The 21,184-nt window shown below is 73.9% G+C and carries 19 protein-coding genes; 9 read left to right on the top strand and 10 right to left on the bottom strand.

Translation table 11 applies throughout. From position 1 onward, the window contains the following. The first annotated feature begins 96 nt into the window (after positions 1-96). The 4 genes from O4U47_RS13810 to O4U47_RS13795 all read left to right on the top strand — a co-directional run bounded on the left by O4U47_RS13810 (position 97) and on the right by O4U47_RS13795 (position 4,537). Positions 97-909, top strand: coding sequence for an aspartate/glutamate racemase family protein (locus O4U47_RS13810; RefSeq protein WP_270678245.1), 813 nt, complete (start codon positions 97-99; stop codon positions 907-909). 33 nt (positions 910-942) lie between these two features. Then, complete coding sequence (locus O4U47_RS13805) at positions 943-2,508, top strand: NCS1 family transporter (RefSeq protein WP_270678244.1); 1,566 nt, start codon at positions 943-945, stop codon at positions 2,506-2,508. A gap of 114 nt (positions 2,509-2,622) precedes the next feature. Next, positions 2,623-4,152, top strand: coding sequence for an NCS1 family nucleobase:cation symporter-1 (locus O4U47_RS13800; RefSeq protein WP_270678243.1), 1,530 nt, complete (start codon positions 2,623-2,625; stop codon positions 4,150-4,152). A 136-nt stretch (positions 4,153-4,288) separates the two neighbouring features. Next, complete coding sequence (locus O4U47_RS13795; protein WP_270678242.1) at positions 4,289-4,537, top strand: type II toxin-antitoxin system CcdA family antitoxin; 249 nt, start codon at positions 4,289-4,291, stop codon at positions 4,535-4,537. A 320-nt stretch (positions 4,538-4,857) separates the two neighbouring features. On the opposite strand, the gene O4U47_RS13790 is transcribed toward O4U47_RS13795, so the two are convergent. The 8 genes from O4U47_RS13790 to O4U47_RS13755 all read right to left on the bottom strand — a co-directional run bounded on the left by O4U47_RS13790 (position 4,858) and on the right by O4U47_RS13755 (position 14,344). Then, positions 4,858-5,370: an NUDIX hydrolase gene (locus O4U47_RS13790; RefSeq protein ID WP_270678241.1), complete on the bottom strand. Its 513-nt coding sequence runs from the start codon at positions 5,368-5,370 to the stop codon at positions 4,858-4,860. A gap of 51 nt (positions 5,371-5,421) precedes the next feature. Further along, the gene (locus O4U47_RS13785; RefSeq protein ID WP_270678240.1) at positions 5,422-6,051 is read right to left on the bottom strand and encodes a class I SAM-dependent methyltransferase; all 630 of its coding nucleotides are present in this window, start codon (positions 6,049-6,051) and stop codon (positions 5,422-5,424) included. Positions 6,052-6,072: 21 nt separating this feature from the next. Continuing rightward, on the bottom strand, positions 6,073-6,441 hold the full coding sequence (locus O4U47_RS13780) for an STAS domain-containing protein (protein WP_017626093.1): 369 nt from the start codon (positions 6,439-6,441) through the stop codon (positions 6,073-6,075). A 229-nt stretch (positions 6,442-6,670) separates the two neighbouring features. Further along, on the bottom strand, positions 6,671-7,687 hold the full coding sequence (gene meaB, locus O4U47_RS13775) for a methylmalonyl Co-A mutase-associated GTPase MeaB (RefSeq protein WP_270678239.1): 1,017 nt from the start codon (positions 7,685-7,687) through the stop codon (positions 6,671-6,673). Continuing rightward, a complete protein-coding gene (gene scpA / locus O4U47_RS13770; RefSeq protein ID WP_270678238.1) occupies positions 7,684-9,930 on the bottom strand; it encodes a methylmalonyl-CoA mutase in 2,247 nt (748 codons plus the stop codon). The genes meaB and scpA overlap by 4 nt, the downstream gene beginning before the upstream one ends. Continuing rightward, entirely contained in the window at positions 9,927-11,813 is a 1,887-nt protein-coding gene (locus tag O4U47_RS13765; RefSeq protein WP_270678237.1) for a methylmalonyl-CoA mutase family protein, read from the bottom strand. Before O4U47_RS13765 ends, scpA begins: the two co-directional genes overlap by 4 nt. A 119-nt stretch (positions 11,814-11,932) precedes the next feature. Further along, complete coding sequence (locus O4U47_RS13760; protein ID WP_270678236.1) at positions 11,933-13,471, bottom strand: hypothetical protein; 1,539 nt, start codon at positions 13,469-13,471, stop codon at positions 11,933-11,935. 237 nt (positions 13,472-13,708) lie between these two features. After that, on the bottom strand, positions 13,709-14,344 hold the full coding sequence (locus O4U47_RS13755; RefSeq protein ID WP_270678235.1) for a YigZ family protein: 636 nt from the start codon (positions 14,342-14,344) through the stop codon (positions 13,709-13,711). 291 nt (positions 14,345-14,635) lie between these two features. Here O4U47_RS13755 and O4U47_RS13750 point away from each other — a divergent pair, with 291 nt between their 5' ends. From O4U47_RS13750 to O4U47_RS13735, 4 genes are all read left to right on the top strand, one after another. After that, complete coding sequence (locus O4U47_RS13750; protein WP_270678234.1) at positions 14,636-16,210, top strand: cation:proton antiporter family protein; 1,575 nt, start codon at positions 14,636-14,638, stop codon at positions 16,208-16,210. After that, on the top strand, positions 16,207-16,983 hold the full coding sequence (locus tag O4U47_RS13745) for a helix-turn-helix transcriptional regulator (RefSeq protein WP_270678233.1): 777 nt from the start codon (positions 16,207-16,209) through the stop codon (positions 16,981-16,983). The genes O4U47_RS13750 and O4U47_RS13745 overlap by 4 nt, the downstream gene beginning before the upstream one ends. Positions 16,984-17,016: 33 nt before the next feature. Further along, complete coding sequence (locus O4U47_RS13740) at positions 17,017-17,505, top strand: DUF3291 domain-containing protein (RefSeq protein WP_270678232.1); 489 nt, start codon at positions 17,017-17,019, stop codon at positions 17,503-17,505. A gap of 101 nt (positions 17,506-17,606) precedes the next feature. Next, a complete protein-coding gene (locus O4U47_RS13735; RefSeq protein WP_270678231.1) occupies positions 17,607-18,347 on the top strand; it encodes a superoxide dismutase family protein in 741 nt (246 codons plus the stop codon). Positions 18,348-18,817: 470 nt separating this feature from the next. On the opposite strand, the gene O4U47_RS13730 is transcribed toward O4U47_RS13735, so the two are convergent. Together O4U47_RS13730 and O4U47_RS13725 are read right to left on the bottom strand one after the other, a co-directional pair. After that, a complete protein-coding gene (locus O4U47_RS13730) occupies positions 18,818-19,567 on the bottom strand; it encodes a YidC/Oxa1 family membrane protein insertase (RefSeq protein ID WP_270678230.1) in 750 nt (249 codons plus the stop codon). A 71-nt stretch (positions 19,568-19,638) separates the two neighbouring features. After that, positions 19,639-19,959 carry a DUF6412 domain-containing protein gene (locus tag O4U47_RS13725; protein ID WP_270678229.1) on the bottom strand — a complete coding sequence of 107 codons (321 nt, stop codon included), beginning with the start codon at positions 19,957-19,959 and terminating at the stop codon, positions 19,639-19,641. Positions 19,960-20,161: 202 nt separating this feature from the next. Between O4U47_RS13725 and O4U47_RS13720 the strand changes: the two genes are divergently transcribed. Then, positions 20,162-20,470 carry a phosphatase gene (locus O4U47_RS13720; RefSeq protein ID WP_270678228.1) on the top strand — a complete coding sequence of 103 codons (309 nt, stop codon included), beginning with the start codon at positions 20,162-20,164 and terminating at the stop codon, positions 20,468-20,470. Positions 20,471-21,184 lie beyond the last annotated feature (714 nt).

Genomic DNA, 21,184 nt, shown 5'->3' with positions numbered 1-21,184 from the left:
TAGCTCGTGAAGTTATAACTTCACATCACGTGGCGGGCATCACATGCCCCGCCCGTCCGCCCAGTACAGGCCGCCACGCCCGGACGGAAGGACCCCATGCGCATCCTGTTGGTCAACGTCAACACCTCCGAGCGCGTGACCCGCGCGCTGGCCGACGAGGCCCGGGCCGCCGCGCGCCCGGGGACCGAGGTCGTTGCGCTGACCCCCCGCTTCGGCCCCGAGTCGGTCGAGGGGAACTTCGAGAGCTACCTGTCGGCCGTGGCGGTGATGGACCGGGTCGCCACCTACGACGGCCCCTACGACGCGGTCGTCCAGGCCGGGTTCGGTGAACACGGCCGGGAGGGCCTGCAGGAGCTGTGCCCGGTGCCCGTCGTCGACATCACCGAGGCCGCCGCCCAGCTCGCCTGCCTGGTGGGCGGGGAGTACTCGGTGGTCACCAGCCTGCGGCGGACCGTCCCGCAGATCCGCGCCCGGCTCCGCCAGGCCGGCCTGGACACGCGGTGCGCCTCGGTGCGCGCCAGCGGCCTGGCCGTGCTGGAGCTGGAGCGCGACCACGGCGCCGCACTGCGCGCCATCGCCGCGCAGGCCGAGCGCGCCGTCGAGGAGGACGGCGCGGACAGCATCGTGCTCGGCTGCGCCGGAATGGCCGGGCTGTCCGAAGCGGTGCGCGAGGCCACCGGTGTCCCGGTGGTCGACGGTGTGGCCGCCGGCGTCGCGCTGGCCGAGTCCCTCGTCGGACTGGGCCTGTCCACCGGACGCAGGGGCGCCTTCGCGCCGCCCCTGCCGAAGGAGATCACCCACTGGCCGCTGAGCCCCGCCCTGGAGGGGGCCGCCCACGGCCCGTCCCGCCCCGCCGCCGCCGACGCCGCCGACGGCCTGACCGCCTCGTGCCCCGCACGCACGAGATAGCCCCGGCCCGCCCGGAGATTGCGAGGATCCCCCATGGAAGCGCCGGTCCCTGGTAGCCGCACCGGCGGCGCCCCGCCGCCGGGCGGCGGTCCCGCACCCGACGGCGACGTCCCCCGAAGCGGCCACGGCCGTGTGAACCACCTGCTCGAAGAGGCCATCCTGCCCACCTGGCTGACCCAGCGCCCCATCTCGGTGTGGGGGTTCGCCTGGATCTGGGTGGGCCTGGCGGTGGTCATCGTGACCTTCCAGTACGGCGCCAACGGCGTCGAGGGCGGGGTCCCGCTGGCCCAGGTGATGGCGGTGGTCTTCGCCGCGACCGCCGCGCTCGCCGTCATCATGACCCTGACCGCCGACATCGGCACCGAGCACGGGCTCTCCTTCGCCGTCTACCTGCGCGCCCCGTTCGGCACCGTCGGCACCCACTTCCCGTCGGTCTCCCGCGGCGTCGTCGCCGCCTGCTGGTTCGGCATCCAGACCTACCTGGGCGCCCTGGCCATCAACGGGCTGGTCGAGTACTGGACCGGGTTCGCCTTCTGGCCCCTGTGGTACGCGGTGTTCCTGGCCGTGCAGGTGGTCAACGTGGCGCTGGGCATCAAGGCGGTGGAGCGGCTGGCGTCGCTGGCGGCCCCCTGCATCCTGGCGATCTCGCTGTGGATGTACCTGACCCTGAACGGCATCGCCGACCTGGAGGGGACCAACATCTGGACGTTCGCCGGCGAGGGCGACACCACCCTGGTCGCCCTGTTCCTGGTGAACATGGTGGTGTGGGCGCCGCTGGCGGTGGACATCCCCAACATCACCCGCTTCGTGGCCACCTCGCCCGGACAGCGCGGCTTCGTGCGCCGCAACCGCAACGTCATCGTGGCCCAGTTCGCGGTGCTGCCGGTGATGCAGACCTGGATCGCCTTCATCGGCGCGGTCTCCTTCGTCGTCACCGGGAACTGGAACCCCATCGACGTCATCCGCGAGCAGAGCACCGGGGCCGTGCTGGGGGTGCTGCTGGTCATGGTGCTGCTCGCCCAGTGGTCCACCAACACCGCCGCCAACGTGGTCCCGGCGGCGCTGAACTTCGTCAACGCGGCCGCGCCCCGGCTGTCCTACCGGATGGGGGTGGTGCTGGCGGGCGTCGTCGGCACCGCGGTGATGCCCTGGCTGCTGCTGGACAACCTGTTCACGTTCCTGAGCTACTACGGCGGGTTCATCGCCGCCATCGCCGGGATCATGATCGCCGACTACTACGTGCTGCGCCGGCGCCGGGTGAACGTGCCCGAGCTGTACCGCCCCGACGGGCAGTACCGGTACGCCCGCGGGTTCAACCCGGCGGCGCTGATCGCCTGGTTCTCCGCCTCCGCGATCGCGCTGTGGCAGCCCGACTACGCCTACATCATCGGCTTCCCGGTCGCCTTCGCCGTCTACCTCGTCCTCATGAAGGCGTGGATCCTGCCGCGCCACCCGCAGGCCGAGATCGGTGCCGAGCGGCCGGACGACTACCTGGCCACCAGCGTCGGGGCGAGCTGGGTCTACGACTCGGCGACCGACCGCTTCTCCCGTCCCGCGGTCGCCGACCTTCCCCGGGACCGGGCCCGCTCCGACATCTGAGGCGGCGGGGGCGCGGACGCCCGCCCCCCCCCCGCCCGACCCGGAACCTCCGCCTCACCCGTCCGTCCACACGGCTCGACCGCCTCCGAGCCCGCCCATATCCGAGGACCCGCCATGACCGACCCGACGACAGCGGCCCCAGCGGCCGCCAACGAACCGGCCTCCGCCGCGGGCGCCACCGAACCGGTGGCCGCCCCGCTCGTCCCCGGCGCCGACCCGGCGCTGTACAACGAGGACATCGCTCCGCTCCCGGAGAAGAAGCGCACCTGGGGCTGGTTCGAGATCTTCAACGTGTGGTCGAACGACATCCAGAGCCTGTTCGGCTACACCCTGGCCGCCACCCTCTTCGTGTCCTACGGGCTGAACGGGTGGGCGGTGTTCGCGGGCATCATGCTCGCGGGCGTCATCATCATGTTCCTGTGCAACCTGGTCGGCCGCCCCAGCGTCCGGTACGGCATCCCCTACGCGGTGGTGGCCCGGGCCTCTCTGGGGGTCTACGGCACCCAGTTCCCGACGATGCTGCGGGCGATCACCGCGGTGTTCTGGTACGGCGCCCAGACCTACTTCGCCTCAACGGCGGTGGCGCTGATGATCACCGCCGTGTTCGGCCCCGGCCCGGACGCGACGTTCCTGGGGATGTCGGCGGTGGGCTGGCTGTCCTACGCGATCGTCGCGGTGTTCCAGCTCGCCCTGTTCGCGCGCGGCATGCAGTGGATCGGCACCTTCCTGAACTGGGCGGGGCCGGCGGTCTACGTGGTGATGATCGCCCTGATGGCGGTGATCTGGTGGCGCGCCGGAGGCGGGCTGCTCGCCGAGATCGGCACCGTCTTCTCCGGCTCCGAGGCCCAGGCCACCGAGGCGAACGGCGGCGTGGGCGCGTTCTTCGCGGTCGTGGGCACGATGGTGGCCTACTTCGCGGCGGTCGTGGTGAACTACGGCGACTTCTCGCGGTTCGTCCGCTCGGAGCGGTCCATGAAGCTGGGCAACCTGCTGGGGCTGCCGGTGAGCCTGGCCGTGTTCTCGTTCCTGGCGCTGGTCATCACCGCCGGGACCGGGGTGCTGTACGGCGAGGCGCTGACCAACCCCTCCGACATCGTGGAGCAGGTGGACAACACCGCGCTGACCGTGGTGGCGGCGCTGACCTTCTTCGTGGCGACGGTGGGGATCAACCTGGTCGCCAACTTCATCCCGCCGGTGTACGCGCTGGCCAACCTGGCGCCGCGGAAGATCAACGCCCTCACCGGCGGCCTGATCACGGCGGCGGTGGGCTTCGTGGTCGGCGGCCTGTGGGTGGCCTTCATCGAGGGCATCGGGATCGCGGCGTTCGTGGACACCCTGGGGGCGGTGCTGGCGCCGCTGTTCGGGATCATCGTCGCCGACTACTACCTGCTGCGGCGGCAGCGGTTCGACGTGAAGGCCCTGTACTCCTCGGCGCCGGACGGCCCCTACCACTACACGCGCGGGTGGAACCTGCGGGCGATGGCGGTGTTCGGCGCGGCGTCGGTGTTCTCCATCGCCGCCGTCTGGGTGCCCGCGCTGGAGTTCCTGTCCGGCTTCGCCTGGATCCTGGGAGCCGCCCTGGGCGCCGTCCTGCACTGGGCGATCATGCGCGGAAAGGTGCGGGAGGCCGTCTCGGCCGAGTGACGCGCGGCCGAGGCCGCCCGGCCCGCGCACGGGCCCGGCCCGGTGCTCCGGCACCGGGCCGGGCCCGTTCCGGTCGAGTGGGCACGAATCCTTCGATCCTCCGGACACGGCGCGCATACCCGAGGAGGCTGAAAGCATGGCCGACACCACGCGCATCACGGTGACACTCCCGACCGATCAGGTCGAGGAGCTGCGCCGAGTGACCGACAACATCTCCGGATACGTAGCAGAAGCGGTTTCCAGAAAGATCCGACACCAACTCCTCGCCGAGGACCTGCGGCGGTACGAGGAGGAGCACGGAGAGTTCACCGAAGAGGAGCTCGAAGAGGCCCGCGAACGGCTGTATGCAGCGTTCGCCGACAAGCCCGACAAGGAAGCGGCGTGACCCGACCGTACGAGACCGCTGTGCTGGATTCACAGGGCCTGTCCGGCTGGGTGGACGGCGACCGGAAGACCACGGCGATGCTGAAGGAGCTGAACGACACCGGGAGCGAGATCGTCATCAGCGCCCACACCATCGTAGAAGTCACCCATGAGCGGATCAGGCTCCCCAGGCTCGAGTGGGCTCTGCCGCGGATGAAGATCGAGCCTGTGGCGGAGGTCGCCCTGCGTCAGCCGGGGCCGGTCGCCCTTCTCACCTCTGAGCCGGTCCTCGGCGACAAAGGCACACACGGCCGACCCGGTGCACGCCCTCTCAGGGGGCCATCAGGTCGCCCCCTCCTGCCCGCTCCCCTTAGCCGGGACGAACCAGGCCCGGCCGTTCTCGTGGGCGCGGAGGACGCGGTCGAGGACGCGGTCGGCCATGGGCGGCAGGCCGTCCATCGGGAACCACGCCACCTCCAGCGACTCGTCCTCGTCCAGCCGGATCCGCCCGCCCACGGGGCGGCACCGGAAGGCGACGTCGACGATCTGCACCACGTCCCCGTTGGCGTAGGTGAACGGGTCCCCGGTGACCACGCTCGCCACCCGCTCGGGGACCGCGACGATCCCCGTCTCCTCCTCCACCTCGCGGACCAGCGCCTCGGCGGGCTGCTCACCCGGCTCCAGGATGCCGCCCGGCGGCGACCAGGCCCCGTCGTCGGCCCGGCGGTGGAGCAGCACCGCGCCCTCGTCGCCGACGGCGCCGTCGCCGATGACGACCCCCGTCACACCGGTGAGGAACAGCTTCTCGTGGCCGACGTGCTTGCGCAGCCGCAGGATGAAGTCGGGTGTGGCCATGCGGCGACACTATCGCCGGAGCGGCCCCCGGGGCCCCAGGCGCGGCCGGCGTCAGTGCCGGGTATAGAACAGGCGGTACCGCCAGAACAGCAGCCGCCGCACCCGCACGCCGGGCAGGACCCGGCCCGCCTCCGCGGCGATGCGGCGCAGGCCCATCTCCGGCTCGGCGACCGGCATCCCCGGCTCGGCCGGGTCGGGCACCCCGGCCAGGGCGCGGCCGGCGGCCAGCGCCCCGCCCACCGCCCACTGCGGCACCAGCACGGCGGCCGAGGCCGCCCGGTCGTTCGCGGTCTCCTCCCGGTACAGGCCCAGCACCGCGAGCACGCCGCCGGGCGCCAGCGCCGCCTCCAGGCGGCGCAGCGCGTCGCCGAACTCGGCGGCCGGGAGGTGGTGCAGGGAGGAGATCGCCGACACGAACCCGTAGGCGCCGGGTTCGAGGTCGATCTCGCCCAGCGCCGCCTTGGTGAAGCGCACGTCGAGCCGGTCGGGGGTCCGGGAGCGGGCGGCGTCCACCATCCGGGGGTCCGGGTCGATCGCGTCCACCTGGCCGGCCGCCCCGGCCAGCAGGCGCGCGAAACGCCCGTCCCCGCAGCCCACGTCGAGGGCGCGGGCGCACGGACGGGGGACCCGGTCCAGCAGCAGGCCGTGGTAGTGCGCGTTGTGGTTCCAGGACAGGTCCACGGGGCGTGCCTCGATCGGGGGTCAGCCGGCCTGCTTGGCCTCCAGCGCCTTCATCGCGCTCACGGCCACCGGCACGGTGCGGTGCACCGGCACCTGCCGGTGCAGTCCGACCAGCCGGACCACCTTGGTCACACGGTCGTTGGGCGCGGCGAGCGCGAGGCTTCCGCCCCGCTCCTTGACCGCGCGGTAGATGTGGATGACGGCGTTCAGCCCGCTGGAGTCCATGAACTCCAGCGCGCTCAGATCCAGGATCAGCCACGGCCCGTGCTCGCCCACGGCCTCCGTCACATGCTCCTGGAGATCCCCGGCCGTCGCGATGTCGAGATCGCCCTCCACCGTGACGATCACGGTGTGGTTCTCGACCCGGGTGCCGAGCCCAAGCCTGTGCACGTTCACTCCTCCCAGCCTCACTGATGGTGAGGGGTCCCCATACCGCCCGACCGCGCGGCCGAGGCCGCCCGACCCGTCACGCCGGGTGGGCGCCCGGCTCCCCTCGCCGGTCGCGCGCGCATCCCTGACCACCCACGGTATTAGCCGATCGGCCCGACGGGAATGCCGATTCGGAAGTTATTTTCGTCCGCGCACGGCCCGGTGAACCCCGTGTGCGCTGTGGCCTGCGTCATCCTCCGCCGCCCGGTGGGCCGCCGGAGCCCCGGGAGAACCGCTCCAGGAGGCGCTCGGCGGCCTGTGTCGCGGTCCGCTCGCCCGAGCGCACCGCCTCCTCCAGGCCGGGCACCTCCGCGGCGACGCCGGGGTCGTGCACCAGGCGGTCCATCAGCCGGTCGCGCACCTGTGACCACATCCACTCCACCTGCTGGCGGCTGCGCTGCTCGGCGAACTCCCCGGACTCCTCCAGGGCGGCGCGCTGGTCCAGCACCGCCCGCCACACGTCGTCCAGGCCGTCGCCGGTCATCCCGCTGCAGGTGAGCACCCGGGGCCGCCACACCTCGTGCACCGGGCGCAGCATGCGCAGCGCCCGCCCCAGCTCGCGGGCGGCCTTGCGGGCGTCGCCGGCGTGCGGCCCGTCGGCCTTGTTCACCGCGACCACGTCGACCAGCTCCAGCACGCCCTTCTTGATGCCCTGGAGCTGGTCCCCGGTGCGGGCCAGGGTCAGCAGGCAGAAGCAGTCGACCATCCCGGCGACCGCCACCTCCGACTGGCCTACGCCCACCGTCTCGACCAGCACCACGTCGAACCCGGCGGCCTCCATGAGCACCATGGTCTCCCGGGTGGCGCGGGCCACCCCGCCCAGCGTCCCGGCGGTGGGCGAGGGCCGCACGAACGCGTCCGGGTCCACCGCCAGCCGGGCCATCCGGGTCTTGTCCCCGAGGATGCTGCCCCCGGTGCGGGTGGAGGAGGGGTCCACCGCCAGCACCGCGACCCGGTGGCCGCGCCCGGTCAGCGCGGTGCCGAGCCCGTCGATGAAGGTCGACTTGCCGACGCCGGGCACCCCGGTGATGCCCACCCGGTGCGCCTTCCCGCCGTGCGGGAGCAGCCGCACGAGCAGCTCCTGGGCGCGCTCGGCGTGGTCCGGCCGCCGCGACTCCACCAGGGTGATCGCCCGCGCCAGGGTGGGCCGGTGGCCCGCCAGGACGCCCTCGGCCAGCGCGCCGACGTCGATCCGGCGCCCGCTCACCCGTGCCCCAGCTCGTCGGCGAGCCGGTCGAGCAGTCCCCCCGCCGCCTCGGCGATCACCGTCCCGGGCCCGAAGACGGCGGCCGCGCCCATCTCGGCGAGGGCGGCGTGGTCGGCCGGGGGGATCACCCCGCCGACGACGACCATGATGTCCTCCCGCCCGTGCGCGGCCAGGGCCTCGCGCAGCGCCGGGACCAGCGTCAGGTGCCCCGCCGCCAGCGACGACACCCCGACGACGTGCACGTCGGCCTCGGCGGCCTGGGCGGCCACCTCCCCGGGGGTCTGGAACAGCGGGCCCACGTCCACGTCGAAGCCCAGGTCGGCGAAGGCGGTGGCGATCACCTTCTGCCCCCGGTCGTGGCCGTCCTGGCCCATCTTGGCGACGAGGATGCGGGGGCGGCGCCCCTCCCGCTCCTCGAACGCCGCGACCTTGTCCGCCACGCTCTCCATCGCCTCAGCGGCCCCCTTCGCCGACGACGCCTCCTCCCGGTACACGCCCTGGATGGTGCGGATCTGCCCGGAGTGGCGCCCGAACACCCGCTCCATGGCGTCGGAGATCTCCCCCACGGTCGCCTTGGCCCGCGCCGCGTCCACCGCCGCCGCCAGCAGGTTGTTCTCCAGTGTCCCGCCGCCCGGCTCCTTGGCCGCGGCCTCGGCGAGCCGCTCCAGGGCGGCGCGGGTCGCGTCCTCGTCGCGCTCCTCGCGCAGCCGCCGCAGCTTCTCCAGCTGCTCGGCCCGCACCCGGCTGTTGTCGACCTTGAGGACCTCGATCTCGTCGGGGGTGTCCGGCAGGTACTTGTTGACCCCGACGACCGGCTGGCGGCCCGAGTCGATGCGCGCCTGGGTGCGGGCGGCCGCCTCCTCGATGCGCATCTTGGGGATGCCGGCGTCGATGGCGGCGGCCATGCCCCCCGCCTCCTCCACCTCCCGGATGTGCGCGCGGGCGCGGCGCGCCAGGTCCGCGGTGAGGCGCTCGACGTAGTGGCTGCCGCCCCACGGGTCGATGCTGCGGGTGGTGCCCGACTCCTGCTGCAGCACGAGCTGGGTGTTGCGGGCGATGCGCGCCGAGAAGTCGGTGGGCAGCGCCAGCGCCTCGTCCAGGGCGTTGGTGTGCAGGGACTGGGTGTGCCCCTGGGTGGCGGCCATCGCCTCCACACAGGTGCGCACCACGTTGTTGAACACGTCCTGGGCCGTCAGCGACCAGCCCGAGGTCTGCGAGTGCGTGCGCAGCGACAGCGACTTGGGGTTCTGCGCGCCGAATCCCCGCACCAGGTCGGCCCAGAGCAGCCGGGCCGCCCGCAGCTTGGCCACCTCCATGAAGAAGTTCATGCCGATGGCCCAGAAGAACGACAGCCGGGGCGCGAACGCGTCCACCTCCAGCCCGGCGCCGCGCCCGGCGCGGATGTACTCGGCCCCGTCGGCCAGGGTGTAGGCCAGCTCCAGGTCGGCGGTGGCCCCCGCCTCCTGCATGTGGTAGCCGGAGATGGAGATGGAGTTGAACCGGGGCATCCGGTTCGAGGTGTAGGCGAAGATGTCGGAGATGATCCGCATCGACGGCGCGGGCGGGTAGATGTAGGTGTTGCGGACCATGAACTCTTTGAGGATGTCGTTCTGGATGGTCCCCGCCAGCTTCTCCGGCGGCACCCCCTGCTCCTCGGCGGCGACGATGTACAGGGCCATCACCGGCAGCACCGCGCCGTTCATGGTCATCGACACGCTCATCCGGTCCAGCGGGATGCCGTCGAAGAGCTGCCGCATGTCGTAGATGGAGTCGATCGCCACCCCGGCCATGCCCACGTCGCCGGACACGCGCGGGTGGTCGGAGTCGTAGCCGCGGTGGGTGGCCAGGTCGAAGGCGACCGACAGCCCCTTCTGCCCGGCGGCCAGGTTGCGCCGGTAGAAGGCGTTGGACTCCTCGGCGGTGGAGAAGCCCGCGTACTGGCGCACCGTCCACGGCTGGTTGACGTACATGGTCGGGTAGGGGCCGCGCAGGTAGGGGGCGATGCCCGGGTAGCCGGACACGAAGCCCAGCCCCTCGGTGTCGGCCGGGGTGTACAGCGGCCGCACCCCGATGCCCTCGGGGGTCTCCCACACGAACGCGTCCGGGCCCTTCCCGGTGGCCTCGGCCAGGGCGGCCCGCCAGTCCTCCGGGCCGTAGGCGCCCGCGGCCGGGGCCGTGGAGCCCGGCGGGACCGTGCTGAAGTCGGGGATGGCCTCCCGGCCGCCGCCCGCACCCGTGCTCATCGCCCCACCCCCAGCGTCTCGTGCAGTTCCTTGAGCAGGCCCAGGGCGTCGGCCCCGGCGTGGAGGAAGCCGTCCGCACCGGCCGCCCGGTGCTCCCCGTCCGGCCTCCCGGCCAGCAGCACGCGGTGGGCCCCGGCCCGGTGCAGGGCCTCGACCGCCTCGGCGGCGTGCTCGTCGTAGAGCGCGTCGCTGCCGCACAGGCAGGCCACCTGGGCCCCGGAGCCGGCGAACGCCTCGGCCGCCTCGGCCGGGCCGCCCGTCGTGCCGCCGCCCACCGGCTCGATCCCCCCGGCCTGCAGCAGGTTGGCGGCGAACGCGGCGCGGGCGGTGTGCGCGGCCACCGGACCCAGGGTGGCCAGGAAGACCGCGGGGCGGGCGCCGGTGGCGTCCCGGTACGCGTCGGCGGCGTCCCGCAGCTCCTCGAACTCCTCGGCGTAGCGGCGGGCGGGCAGCACCGACCGCTCGGCCTCGTCGGCGCGCGGCGCCGGGACGGGTTCGCGCTCCAGCAGCTCCTCGGAGAGCAGCGGGAACTCGCTGACGCCGGTGACGGGATCGGCGCGGTGGGCCACGGCGTCGCGGCGGCGCTCCCACACCTCGTCGACCCGGTCCCGCAGCAGTCCCGAGTCCAGCGCCCGGGGCAGGCCGCCGCCGGCCTCCAGCTCCTGGAAGAACGCCCACCCCCTGTCGTACAGGTCGGCGGTGAGCCGCTCGACGAAGAACGACCCCCCGGCCGGGTCGATCACCCGCGCCAGGCCGGCCTCCTCCACCAGCAGGGCCTGGGTGTTGCGGGCGATGCGCCGGGCGAACCCGTCGGGCAGCCCCAGGGCGGAGTCGAAGGGGCGCACGGTGACCGCGTCGGCGCCGCCGACCCCGGCGCCGAAGCAGGCCAGGGTGGTGCGGAGCAGGTTCACGTACGGATCGCGGCGGGTCATCATCGCCGCCGAGGTGACCGCGTGCAGCCGCATCGACCGGTGCTGCTCGGCCAGGCCGCAGGCCTCGCCCACCCGCGCCCACATGGCGCGGGCGGCGCGCAGCTTGGCGATGGTGAGGAACTGGTCGGCGGAGGCGGCCAGGCGGAACTCGATGCGCGCGGCCGCCTCCGCCAGGCCCATCCCGGCCTCGGTGAGGGCGCGCAGGTAGGCGGCGCCGACCGCCATGGCGGTGCCCAGCTCCTGGGCCTCGGAGCCGCCCGCGTCGTGCACCGGGGTGGCGTCGGCGGCCATCAGCAGCAGGCGGGGGTGGCGGTCGGCGTGCGCGCGGGCGGTGGCGGCCGCGTCGGCGAGGTCGGCGCGGACCCCGCGCATCCGGATGCCCAAGGGGTCGATGCCCAGCCCGCCGACGGCTCCGGAGTCGGCGCCCGCGTCGGCCCACACCTGCAGGAGGGCGTCGGCGGCGGCCCGGTGGTCGGCGCCGGGCTCCAGGTGGACCGGGGCCATGTCCAGGTACACGTCGGTGAGGGCCTCGCGCAGGGCCGAGGGGGACAGGCCGCCGTCGCCGACCCGCAGCCACAGGGCGCCGACCCCGTTCTCCAGGTCGGCGAGCACGGCGGTGCGGGCCCGCGCGGGGTCGGGGTCGACGTGCATCTGGCGCACCTCCCACCCGGAGGCGGCGGCGCCCTCGGGGCGCCCGCCCCGGGTGAAGGGGGACAGGCCGGGAAAGCCCGAGTCGAAGGCGTCGTCGGGGGTGTAGAGGGGGCTGAGGGTGATGCCGTCGTAGGTGGCCGAGGCCAGCATCGCCTCGGGCTCGGAGGCCTCCGGTCCGATTTCGACGCCGCTCTTCTTCAGCACCCCGGCCACGAGCGACCGCCATTGCTCACGCGACGCGTGGGGGAACGCGGATCCCGGGACCGGGTCGCCGCCCGTCTGACTGTCCGGCATGTCCATACTCCGAGATGCTATAGAACGGGGTTCTGCGGCTGGCAGAGCGGGGTGCGCAGAGTGTGTCGGGGACCACGTGCCCGGAGAACGCGGGTTCAGTCCTCACGGCCCGCCGGATGCGGGGCTCACTCCCCGTCCGGCGCGTCCGCCGGAGCGAAGACGAAGCGCTGCCGGTCGTGCACGACCACCGCGTAGCCGTCGGCGCTGACCGCCTCGACGGAGGAGTCGAGGCCTTCGGCGGCCTCGTCCTTGGAGCGCGCCTCCAGGACGACCTGGGTGGTGTCATCGGCGCCGCGCGCGTCCGCGTAAGCGAACCCGCCCGCGGCGAAGGCGACGGACAGGGCGCGCTCGTCCTCGCCCTCGAACTCCCACAGGAGGTCGCCGGTGGCCGTGTCGAGCGCGGCCACCGGGGTCCGGCCGCCGGCCTGCGGGAGCAGGAGGGTGCCGGTCTCGGGGTCGGAGACGGCCCCGGCGAGCGGGTCGGGGGCGAAGTCGGGGTCGGCGGGGTTGGTGCCGGGTTCCTGGAGGGTCCAGACGACCTCGCCGGTGTGCAGGTCGTGCATGGAGAGGAGGGACGGCTCCTCGGGGCGGGTCCAGCGGACGAGGACCCCGCGCACGGCCGCGTCGGGGCCGTCGTCGGCGGTCCCCTCGTCCGGGGAGGGGGACTCCCCGCCCTCGTCCGAGGCGCCGTCCCCGGGTGAGGCGTCCTCGGGTGACGCGTCCCCGGCTGAGCCCTCCTCGGGGGCGGGCAGCGGGTAGTGGCCGACGACCCGCGGCGTCGGGCGGGGGACCGCGCCGTCGCCCAAGAGGTCGGCATCGTCCCCGGTCACACTCCACAGGGGCTCGTCGGGCTCCTCAGGGTCGCGCGCCTGGAGCAGCCCGGCGCCGTCGTCCAAGAGGAGGACTCCGTCGTCGGCGGCGACGGGCACGCCCATCCGCTCGGGGTCCGGAGCAGAGGAGCCCGCGGAGTCGTCCCCCTCGGCCACTCCATCCCCTCCGTCTCCTCCGGTGTCCTCGTCGCCCTCTCCGTCACCGGCGCCGTCCGCGTCCTCCTCGTCGCCGGCGCCGTCCGGCGCCTCGAACGTGTACTCCCACAGGGGCTCGCCGCCGCCGGGGCCGCTCACCGCGAACGCGCCGTAGGGGTCGTCGGGCGACCACTCCTCAGGGCGGCGGACCGAGAAGCCGGGCACGTACACCTCGCGGCCGCCGCCCTCCCAGACGGTCTCGCCTTCGTCGTCGACCACGCTCGCGCCGCCCTCGCCGGTCAGCCGGAGCGCCGGGCGGCCTTCTGCGGTGCGGGTGAGGCCGTCCACCCGCTGCCCGCCCTGCCAGAGGGTCGTGCCGTCGGACGCGCGCTGGAGCAGGTGGCGCTCCTCGCTGTTGGAGCTGATCAGGAACGCGTCGCCGAGGGCCTGGATGCGCACGCCCATGTCGTCGTCGAGGATGTCGGGGCCGTCGGCGCCGGGGCCGTGCATGTGCCGCACCGGGTCGCCCATGACGCCCGGCGGCCGCTCGCCGTCGAAGGCGGTGGGAAGGGGCTGGGGCGAGGCGTCCGGCGGGTCGGGCTCGTCCGGGGTGCACGCGGTGCTCCCCAGGAGCACGGCCGCCGTGAAGGACACGGCGCCCGCGGTGGCCGCCCGCGGGGCCCACCGCGTGGTGCGCATTGCCCACTCCCTAGGACGACGTTCCGTAGACCGAATCCTAGAACGCGGGAAGCGCGGGGAACACGCCCCCTTAGCGCACGGATAGGCGGACGTGCCGCAGGGAGCCGGGCCTCGCGCCCCGCCACCGATCGCTGCCCCTGCCTCGTTGATCTCGGGAAAAGCGCCTCTAAAAGTGGACCGGTAGCGTCGTTTCTCCCGAGATCAACACGGGGTCCGCGGGCCTATCCGCGCGGGCTCCTACTCGGTGCGGGGCTCCGGCGGGACCTCCACGACGGTGCTTCCCTCGACCTCGCAGACCGCCTGCCCTGCGGTGGCCTCGGCCAGCCAGGCGCGGAAGCCGTCCAGTTCCTCCTCGCTCAGCGCGACGTCGATGCGCACGTCGGCGCCGTACTCCACGGACCGCACCGTGTAGGGGGAGGAGCGCAGCTCGCTCTCCAGGCGCCCGGCCTGCAGGTAGTCGGCCATCACCGCGACCACGAGGAGGGTGCGGCGCTCCAGCAGGCCGAGGGTGTCGAGCGTGGCGGACACGGCGCCGCCGTAGGCCCGGATCAGGCCGCCCGCGCCCAGCTTGACGCCGCCGAAGTAGCGGGTGACCACGGCGACCGCGTCGGTCACACCGCGGTGCCGCAGGACCTCCAGCATGGGGACCCCGGCGGTGCCGGAGGGTTCGCCGTCGTCGCTGGAGCGCTGGATTCCGCCGTCGTCGCCCAGGATGTAGGCGCTGCAGTTGTGGTTGGCGCTCCAGTGGGCCTTGCGCCGCTGGGCGATGAAGGCGCGCGCCCCGTCTTCTGAGCCGACGCGCGCCATCGCGCAGAGGAAGCGGGACTTCTTGATGTCGAGTTCGTGCTCGCCGTCGCGGCTGATGGTTCTCATAGGCGCTCCGATCGTACGCGTCCGTGAAGGACACGCCGGGTGCGCCCGGCCCCCCGGGCTGCGGCGCGACGCACGTCCCCTCGCCCTGCGCAGGGCGGTGCCTCAAAGGGGCGCGGATTCTACATTCGGGTCCGCAGGCGGTATACGGGGCGTACGAGATTCCATACGATCTCTTAACGCCCGTCCGTACGCCGCACCGCCCGCACCGCCGCGGAGCGGTCACCGGCCGCGCGGGGACGGCGGCCCCGGCGCCCCGCCCAGGGCGGCAGGCGACCGGAAGGGAGGGGGGACATGGAAGCCGCGTTCATCGGCGCCGCCTTCGCAGGGGGCCTCGCCGCCACCGCCGTACGGCTGCCGCCGCTCGTCGGGTTCCTCGCCGCCGGGTTCGCGCTCAACGGCCTGGGATACGGGCTCACCCCCGAGCTGGAGGCCGTCGCCGACCTGGGCGTGACGCTGCTGCTGTTCACGATCGGCCTGAAACTGGACGTGCGGAGCCTGCTCCGCCCCGAGGTGTGGGGCGCGGCGGGCGCCCACATGGTGGTCTCGGTCCCGCTGGCCGCGATCGCCCTCGGCGCGCTCAGGCTGGCCGGCCTGCCCCTGCTCCAGGGAACGGCGTGGTCCGGCCTGCTGCTCCTCGGGTTCGCCCTGTCCTTCTCCAGCACGGTGTTCGCGGTCAAAGTGCTGCAGGACCGCAGCGAGATGGGGTCGCTCTACGGCCGCCTGGCCATCAGCGTGCTGATCATGCAAGACCTGTTCGCCGTCGTGTTCATCACCGCCTCCACCGACACCCGGCCCAGCCCGTGGGCACTGCTGCTGCCGCTGCTGATCCCCGCCGCCCCGCTGCTGCGGCGGCTGCTGGACCGCATCGGCCACGGAGAGATGCAGGCGCTGTTCGGGGTGGCGGCCGCGCTGGTGCTCGGGTACGGCCTGTTCGACCTGGTGGGGGTCAAAGGCGACCTGGGGGCGCTGGTCCTGGGCGTCCTGCTGGCCCCGGCCGCCAACGCCCCGGCCCTGGCCAAGACGCTGTTCTCGCTCAAGGAGCTGTTCCTCGTCGGGTTCTTCCTGAGCATCGGGCTGACCGGAGTGCCCGCCTGGGAGACGGTGGGCCTGGCGGTCGGCCTGCTGCTCCTGCTGCCCGTCAAGGGGGCGCTGTTCACCGCGCTGTTCCTGGGGCTGCGCCTGCGCGGGCGCACCTCCCTGCTGGCGGGAGCCACGCTCGGCACGTACTCGGAGTTCGGGCTGGTGGTGGTGGCGTCGGCGGCGGCGCAGGGGTGGCTGTCGGACGACTGGCTGTCGGCGCTGGCGCTGGCCGTCGCGCTGAGCTTCCTGGTCGCGGCCCCGCTGAACACGCACGGGGAAGAGGTCTACCGCTCCGCCGCACCATGGCTGCGCCGCCGCGAACGGGCCGATCTGCTGCCCAGCGACCGGCCCATCGACCTGTCCGGGGCGCGCGCCGTCGTGCTGGGCATGGGCCGGGTCGGGCGCGGCGCCTACGACCGGCTGCGCGAGGCGCACGGGGTCGCCGCCGTCGGCGTCGAGCACGACCCGGCCACCGTGGAGCGGCTGCGCGAGGCGGGCTACCGGGTCGTGGAGGGCGACGCCACCGACTCCGACTTCTGGGACCGGCTCTCCCTGTCCGAGGAGGTCGGGCTGGTCATCCTGGCCATGCCGCACCAGCGGGGCAACCTCGCCGCGCTGGAGAGCCTGGACGCCACCGGCCACCGACCCGTGGTGGCGGGGGTGGTCTCCCACGCCGAGGAGATCGGGCAGCTCCGTGCGCGCGGCGCCGACGAGGTGCACCACCTGTACGGCGAGGCGGGGCGCGCCCTCGCCGACGACGCGGTGCGCCGCACAATGGGGGGATGACGCAGGACGCCGCGGACGGCCGCGCGGGAATGACGGCCGAGGAAGCCCCCGGAGACCCGGCGATCGGCGCGGCGGGGGCGCTGGCGGACCCCGTGCGCCGCAGGCTCTACCGGTACGTGTGCGAGCGGGGCGAGGCGGGGCGGGCCGACGCCGCCGAGGCCCTGGGGGTCGCCCGCACACTGGCCGCGTTCCACCTGGACCGGCTGGCCGAGGCCGGGCTGCTGGAGGTGGAGCGGCGGCGGCTGACCGGGCGGCAGGGGCCGGGTGCGGGGCGCCCGGCGAAGGTGTACCGGCGCTCGGGGCGGGAGGTGAGCCTGCACCTTCCGCCGCGCGACTACGAGGCGGCGGCACGCCTGCTCGCCGAGGCCGTCGAGCGGGCGGGGGCCGAGGAGGCGCTGTACGCGGTCGCGCGCGAGGAGGGGCGGCGGCGCGCGGCGGCGGCCGAGGGGGCCGAGGGGCCCACCCGGCTGGAGGAGGTCGCGGCGGCGCTCGCCGCGTGCGGGTACGAGCCGGTCGTCCCGGCCGCCGGGGAGGAGAACGGCAGGGAGGAGAACGGCGGGGAGAGCGGCGGCCAGGGCTGCGGTCAAGGCGGCGAGGTCCGCCTGCGCAACTGCCCGTTCCGGTCGCTGGCCTCCGATTTCCCGCCGCTGACCTGCGGGATGAACCTGGAGCTGGTGCGCGGGATGATCGAACGGTGGGGCGGGTTCACCGCGCGGACGGCCCCGTCGCCGAAGGGGTGCTGTGTCGCCATCTCTAAAAACAAAAATGATTGACTTAGAAACCGCGGCCGTGCTGTGCTGTCCCCCATGAGCGCCCCCCACCTCGCCCAGCTGAACATCGCCCTCCTGAAGGCCCCCCTGGACGATCCCTCGATGGCGGATTTCGCCGCCGCCTTGGACCCGATCAACGCCCTCGCCGACGCCTCCCCCGGTTTCGTCTGGCGCTACACCGACGAAGGGGCCAACGACGCCAGCGCCAGCCGCCCTTTCGGCCCGGACCTGCTCGTCAACCTGTCGGTCTGGGAGGACGTGGAGTCGCTGCGCTCCTACACCTACGGAAACAGCGGCCACCTCGACTACCTGCGACGGCGCCGCGAATGGTTCGCGCCGCTGGGACGCCCCGGGCTGGTCCTGTGGTGGGTGCCCGCGGGAACGCTTCCGACCCTGTCCGAGGCCGGCGAGCGGCTCGAACGGCTGACGGCGAACGGCCCGGGGCCCAAAGCGTTCACCTTCCGGTCCCCGTTCCCCGCCCCTGGGGCCGGAGCCGGGCTGGAGCACGCCTCCGACCCCGGATAGCCCGCGCAGCACCACCCCGACCGGCGCTCAGCGTGTCACGACCCGCACTCAGGGTAGCTACCATCGGCGACAGCGACTCGGCTCTTCCAGGGGTGGACGACATGGACCTGACGCGGCATCTGACCCGGACGATCGCCGGCCTCGCGCTGCTCCCGCTGCTCGCGGCGGGTTGCGCCGGGGACGACATCGACCGCGGAGGCGGGGGCACCTACGGCCAGGGAGAGGGGTCGTCCCCCGACGCCAGCGAACACGATGACGGCGGCACGGCGGACGCGCAGGCGAAGCTGGCGGACGTGAAGGAGGAGTTCGAGCCCTACTCCGACGGAGCGGCCGCGGTGACCTACGACGAGGACGCGGTCCCGGCGGGCGCGCAGGTGGAGCTGGCGGTCTCCTCGGAGGGCGCGGACGGGGACGCCGACGACCAGGACGGCGGGGACGGCGACGACCAGGACGGCGGGGACGGCGACGACCAGGACGGCGGGGACGGGGGCACCGAGTTCTCGCTCCGCGTCGTCGGGCTGATGCCCGACCGCGACTACGGGGCGCACATGCACACCGGGGCCTGCGGGGAGAAGCCCGGCGACTCCGGTCCGCACTACCAGGACGAGAAGGACCCCGAGCAGCCCTCGACCGACCCGAAGTACGCCAACGACGACAACGAGGTGTGGCTGGACTTCACCACCGACTCCGACGGCAACGCCGACTCCGACGCGGACGTGGACTGGGCGCCGCGGCCCGGGGAGATGAAGTCGCTGGTGATCCACGACGAGCACACCAAGACCGGCGAGGGCGAGGCGGGCTCCGCCGGAGACCGCCTGGCCTGCGTGAACGTGAAGCTTTGAAGGCTCCCGTGCCTGTAGGCGGGGAACTCCCGCCTCCATGGCGTGCGCGGGGGATTCACGGCTCAGGCAGCCGCCCGGGCCGACGGCCCGGGCGGTCTTAGGCCATCGACACCGTCCGGGCTCCAACCCGCCCGGACCAGCATCACACGCGCGGAGTTCTTGTCCCTGGGGGACACCGCCCCCACTCCTTGATCAGGGCGCGCCGCGCGGTGTTCGACAGACGCGGACGGTAGGTGTACCGGGCGTGACCGGCATCCTGTTCCGTCGCGTGTGCACTCATGCGCGCCAAGCTAACGGCAGGGTGCGACATTCGCGGGATCGGGCTCCCGACCGCCCAGCGGCGGTCCGTGCCCACTGTCCCGCTACGGGGGAACCGGAGTGCTTTCCCGCCCTGAAGGACGGGGCTTCCTCCGGCAGGACCGGTGACCCGACCGGCGCCCACCCCGCCCGGCGCCGCGAGGGGCCATCCGTCACGCCTTGACCAGGCGCCTGAGCAGCAGGCGCTCCCCCACCGTCCACGCGGTACTGGTCGCCAGGTACAGCCCGGCGGCCAGCGGGACCACCGCGGCGGCGGCGACCGTCATGAACGGCAGGTAGGTCATCAGCTCCCTACCCGGGAGCGCCGGTGCGCCGCCCCGCCCCTCGCCGTCCGCTCCCTGGCCGTTCTGCCGCATCGCGGGCAGGGTCAGCCATCTGCGCGTGGCCCACGCGGCGGCCGCGACCACGGCGATGAGCACGGCGAACACCGCCACCGCCCCGGGACCGGAGGCCACGGCGTCGGCGAGGGTGGAGCCCAGCGGTACGGGGCCCAGGGCGTGCTCCAGCAGGCCGTTGGGGCCGCCGGAGACCTCGGGGCTGATGAACAGGCCGTAGAGGACGAGGAACACCGGGGTCTGGGCGAGCATCGGCAGGCACCCGGCCAGCGGCGAGGTGCCCTCCTCGGCGTAGACGCGCTGCTGCTCCTCGACGAGGCGCTGCGGGTTCTTGCCGTGCTCGCGCTGGAGCTCCCGGATGCGCGGGGCCAGGCGGGCGCGCTGCTTCTCGGCGCGCACCTGGGCGCGGGACAGCGGCAGCAGGGCCAGGCGGACGAGAACGGTCAGGGCGATGACCGCGGCGGCGGCCGCGGCGCCCCCGAAGAGGGGGGCGAGCAGGGCGGTGATGGCGGAGACGGCGGTGGAGGCCGCGGCGATGGCGGCCGCGATCGGTCCGAACGTGTACATGGGAGAACCCCTCGGCGGCGGGTCGGCTGGTGGTCGCCGGACGCGGCCGCGCGCCGCCGCGGGGGCGGCGGTCAGGCGGCCGCGGGGACCGCGCCGGGAGCCCTCGGACGGGGCTTGCCCGCGGCGTCGGGATCGCGCTGCGGGGGGACGGGGGCGGCGTCGGAGCGGCGCCGCATGGAGCCGCGGCGCGCCTCGCCGGAGTCGGGGAGGATCCAGGCGGCGAGCCCGCGCACGACGGCGCAGACCAGCGCGGTGCTCACGGTGACGACGGCGAGCAGGGCGAACGCGCCGAATACGGGGGCCGAACCGTCGGCGAGCGGGGCGGCGGCGTCGGCGGACCACCCGGCCGGACCGAGGAGGAGCGCGGTGAACAGCGCGTAGATGAAGGCCATGCCCGCGCCCCCTCCTCTCAGCGCCGCCGGTGGTCACGTTTCCTTCCGACGTTACGCCCCCTGAGACGTAAAACGGACGCGCGGAGTTCCCGGCACTTCGCCCGATCGGACGACACACCTCCCATGGAGGGCGACTGGGCACGCACGGCGACCGATAATCACAGCAAGTGATCATCACCCCCGCCGCTCCGAAGGGACCGCCGTGCCGATCCGCTCCGCGAACCTCGCCACCATGTCCGCCACCATCGCCGGCGCGAAGGCCGGGACGCGGGGCGGACCGGGCCGCGCGGTGGTGGTGTTCGAGTCCGGCCACCGCCAGGAGGTGGAGGGCGGCGGCTGTCGCCGCCTGGACGCCGAACAGGGCGGCGTGGTGTCGGTGGAGACGGAGAAGGCGACCAGGTTCGCCCTGTTCAAGGGCACGAGCTGCCAAGGCGGCAAGGCCGACGCCACCGGCACGGGCCCGGTGACCTTCGGCGTCCCGGTACTGGCGGGCGCCATCGTCTTGGGGTGAGGCGGCGGCACAGCAGGTCCCCCGCTCCCGGGCCCCGGCCGGGCGGCGAACCCCGGAAGTGCCAGGCGAAGGGCGGCGACGACGAAGGTCAGCGCCCCTACCTGCAGGGCAGTCGGCCGCGCGGCGTGTGCGTGGTCACCGTGGTTGGCGGCGACGGGGTGAGCGGGGTGGTTGCCCGGGCCTGCTTGCCGGGCGGCGGGTTCCTCGCGGTGCGGGTGGGTGGCACGCGCGTGCGTGGCACGCGCGTGGGTGGCACGCGCGTGGGTGCGTGGTCGCCCGTGTTCGTGGCGTCCGACGGGCCGGTACGCCCTCCCTGCGATGATCTCGACGAAAGTGCTGCCATTCCGGCGATTTTGGCAGCACTATCGTCGAGATCATCGCAGGGAGGGGGCGGCAGGGCGCCGGGGGTGGGGATGGCGGGAGCGGGGCAGGGCTTTTGGCCACCTGGTGTGGTGGATGAACCGTTTGGGAGCAGGCGGGGTGGCGGAACCGCCACCCTCGATGGCCCCGGGGGGCTGGGTGGAGCTCCGGGCCCCCGGGGGGGTGGGGTGCCCTTTCGGCTCATTCTCGGGGGGTGTGGTTGGGGTGGCTTATGCGGCCCGGGGTGGGGAGGAGTCCCCGTCGTCCCCATCGGAGCCCCCGCCCGGGTCCTTGCCCTGGTCGTGTTTTCCGGTGCGGGCGTGGTGGCGGCGGGCCCGGTAGTGGGCCTCCAGG

The organism is Nocardiopsis suaedae, assembly GCF_027706745.1.
Lineage (GTDB): Bacteria > Actinomycetota > Actinomycetes > Streptosporangiales > Streptosporangiaceae > Nocardiopsis_A > Nocardiopsis_A suaedae.
This window is presented reverse-complemented; position numbering and strand designations above follow the sequence as displayed.

What these genes read in the sequence shown, in the direction of transcription:
- O4U47_RS13810 (WP_270678245.1), top strand. Translation starts at nt 97, where the DNA reads ATGCGCATCCTGTTGGTCAACGTCAACACCTCCGAGCGCGTGACCCGC.
- O4U47_RS13805 (WP_270678244.1), top strand. Translation starts at nt 943, where the DNA reads ATGGAAGCGCCGGTCCCTGGTAGCCGCACCGGCGGCGCCCCGCCGCCG.
- O4U47_RS13800 (WP_270678243.1), top strand. Translation starts at nt 2,623, where the DNA reads ATGACCGACCCGACGACAGCGGCCCCAGCGGCCGCCAACGAACCGGCC.
- O4U47_RS13795 (WP_270678242.1), top strand. Translation starts at nt 4,289, where the DNA reads ATGGCCGACACCACGCGCATCACGGTGACACTCCCGACCGATCAGGTC.
- O4U47_RS13790 (WP_270678241.1), bottom strand. Translation starts at nt 5,370, where the DNA reads ATGGCCACACCCGACTTCATCCTGCGGCTGCGCAAGCACGTCGGCCAC.
- scpA (WP_270678238.1), bottom strand. Translation starts at nt 9,930, where the DNA reads ATGAGCACGGGTGCGGGCGGCGGCCGGGAGGCCATCCCCGACTTCAGC.
- O4U47_RS13765 (WP_270678237.1), bottom strand. Translation starts at nt 11,813, where the DNA reads ATGGACATGCCGGACAGTCAGACGGGCGGCGACCCGGTCCCGGGATCC.
- O4U47_RS13760 (WP_270678236.1), bottom strand. Translation starts at nt 13,471, where the DNA reads ATGCGCACCACGCGGTGGGCCCCGCGGGCGGCCACCGCGGGCGCCGTG.
- O4U47_RS13755 (WP_270678235.1), bottom strand. Translation starts at nt 14,344, where the DNA reads ATGAGAACCATCAGCCGCGACGGCGAGCACGAACTCGACATCAAGAAG.
- O4U47_RS13750 (WP_270678234.1), top strand. Translation starts at nt 14,636, where the DNA reads ATGGAAGCCGCGTTCATCGGCGCCGCCTTCGCAGGGGGCCTCGCCGCC.
- O4U47_RS13745 (WP_270678233.1), top strand. Translation starts at nt 16,207, where the DNA reads ATGACGCAGGACGCCGCGGACGGCCGCGCGGGAATGACGGCCGAGGAA.
- O4U47_RS13740 (WP_270678232.1), top strand. Translation starts at nt 17,017, where the DNA reads ATGAGCGCCCCCCACCTCGCCCAGCTGAACATCGCCCTCCTGAAGGCC.
- O4U47_RS13735 (WP_270678231.1), top strand. Translation starts at nt 17,607, where the DNA reads ATGGACCTGACGCGGCATCTGACCCGGACGATCGCCGGCCTCGCGCTG.
- O4U47_RS13730 (WP_270678230.1), bottom strand. Translation starts at nt 19,567, where the DNA reads ATGTACACGTTCGGACCGATCGCGGCCGCCATCGCCGCGGCCTCCACC.
- O4U47_RS13725 (WP_270678229.1), bottom strand. Translation starts at nt 19,959, where the DNA reads ATGGCCTTCATCTACGCGCTGTTCACCGCGCTCCTCCTCGGTCCGGCC.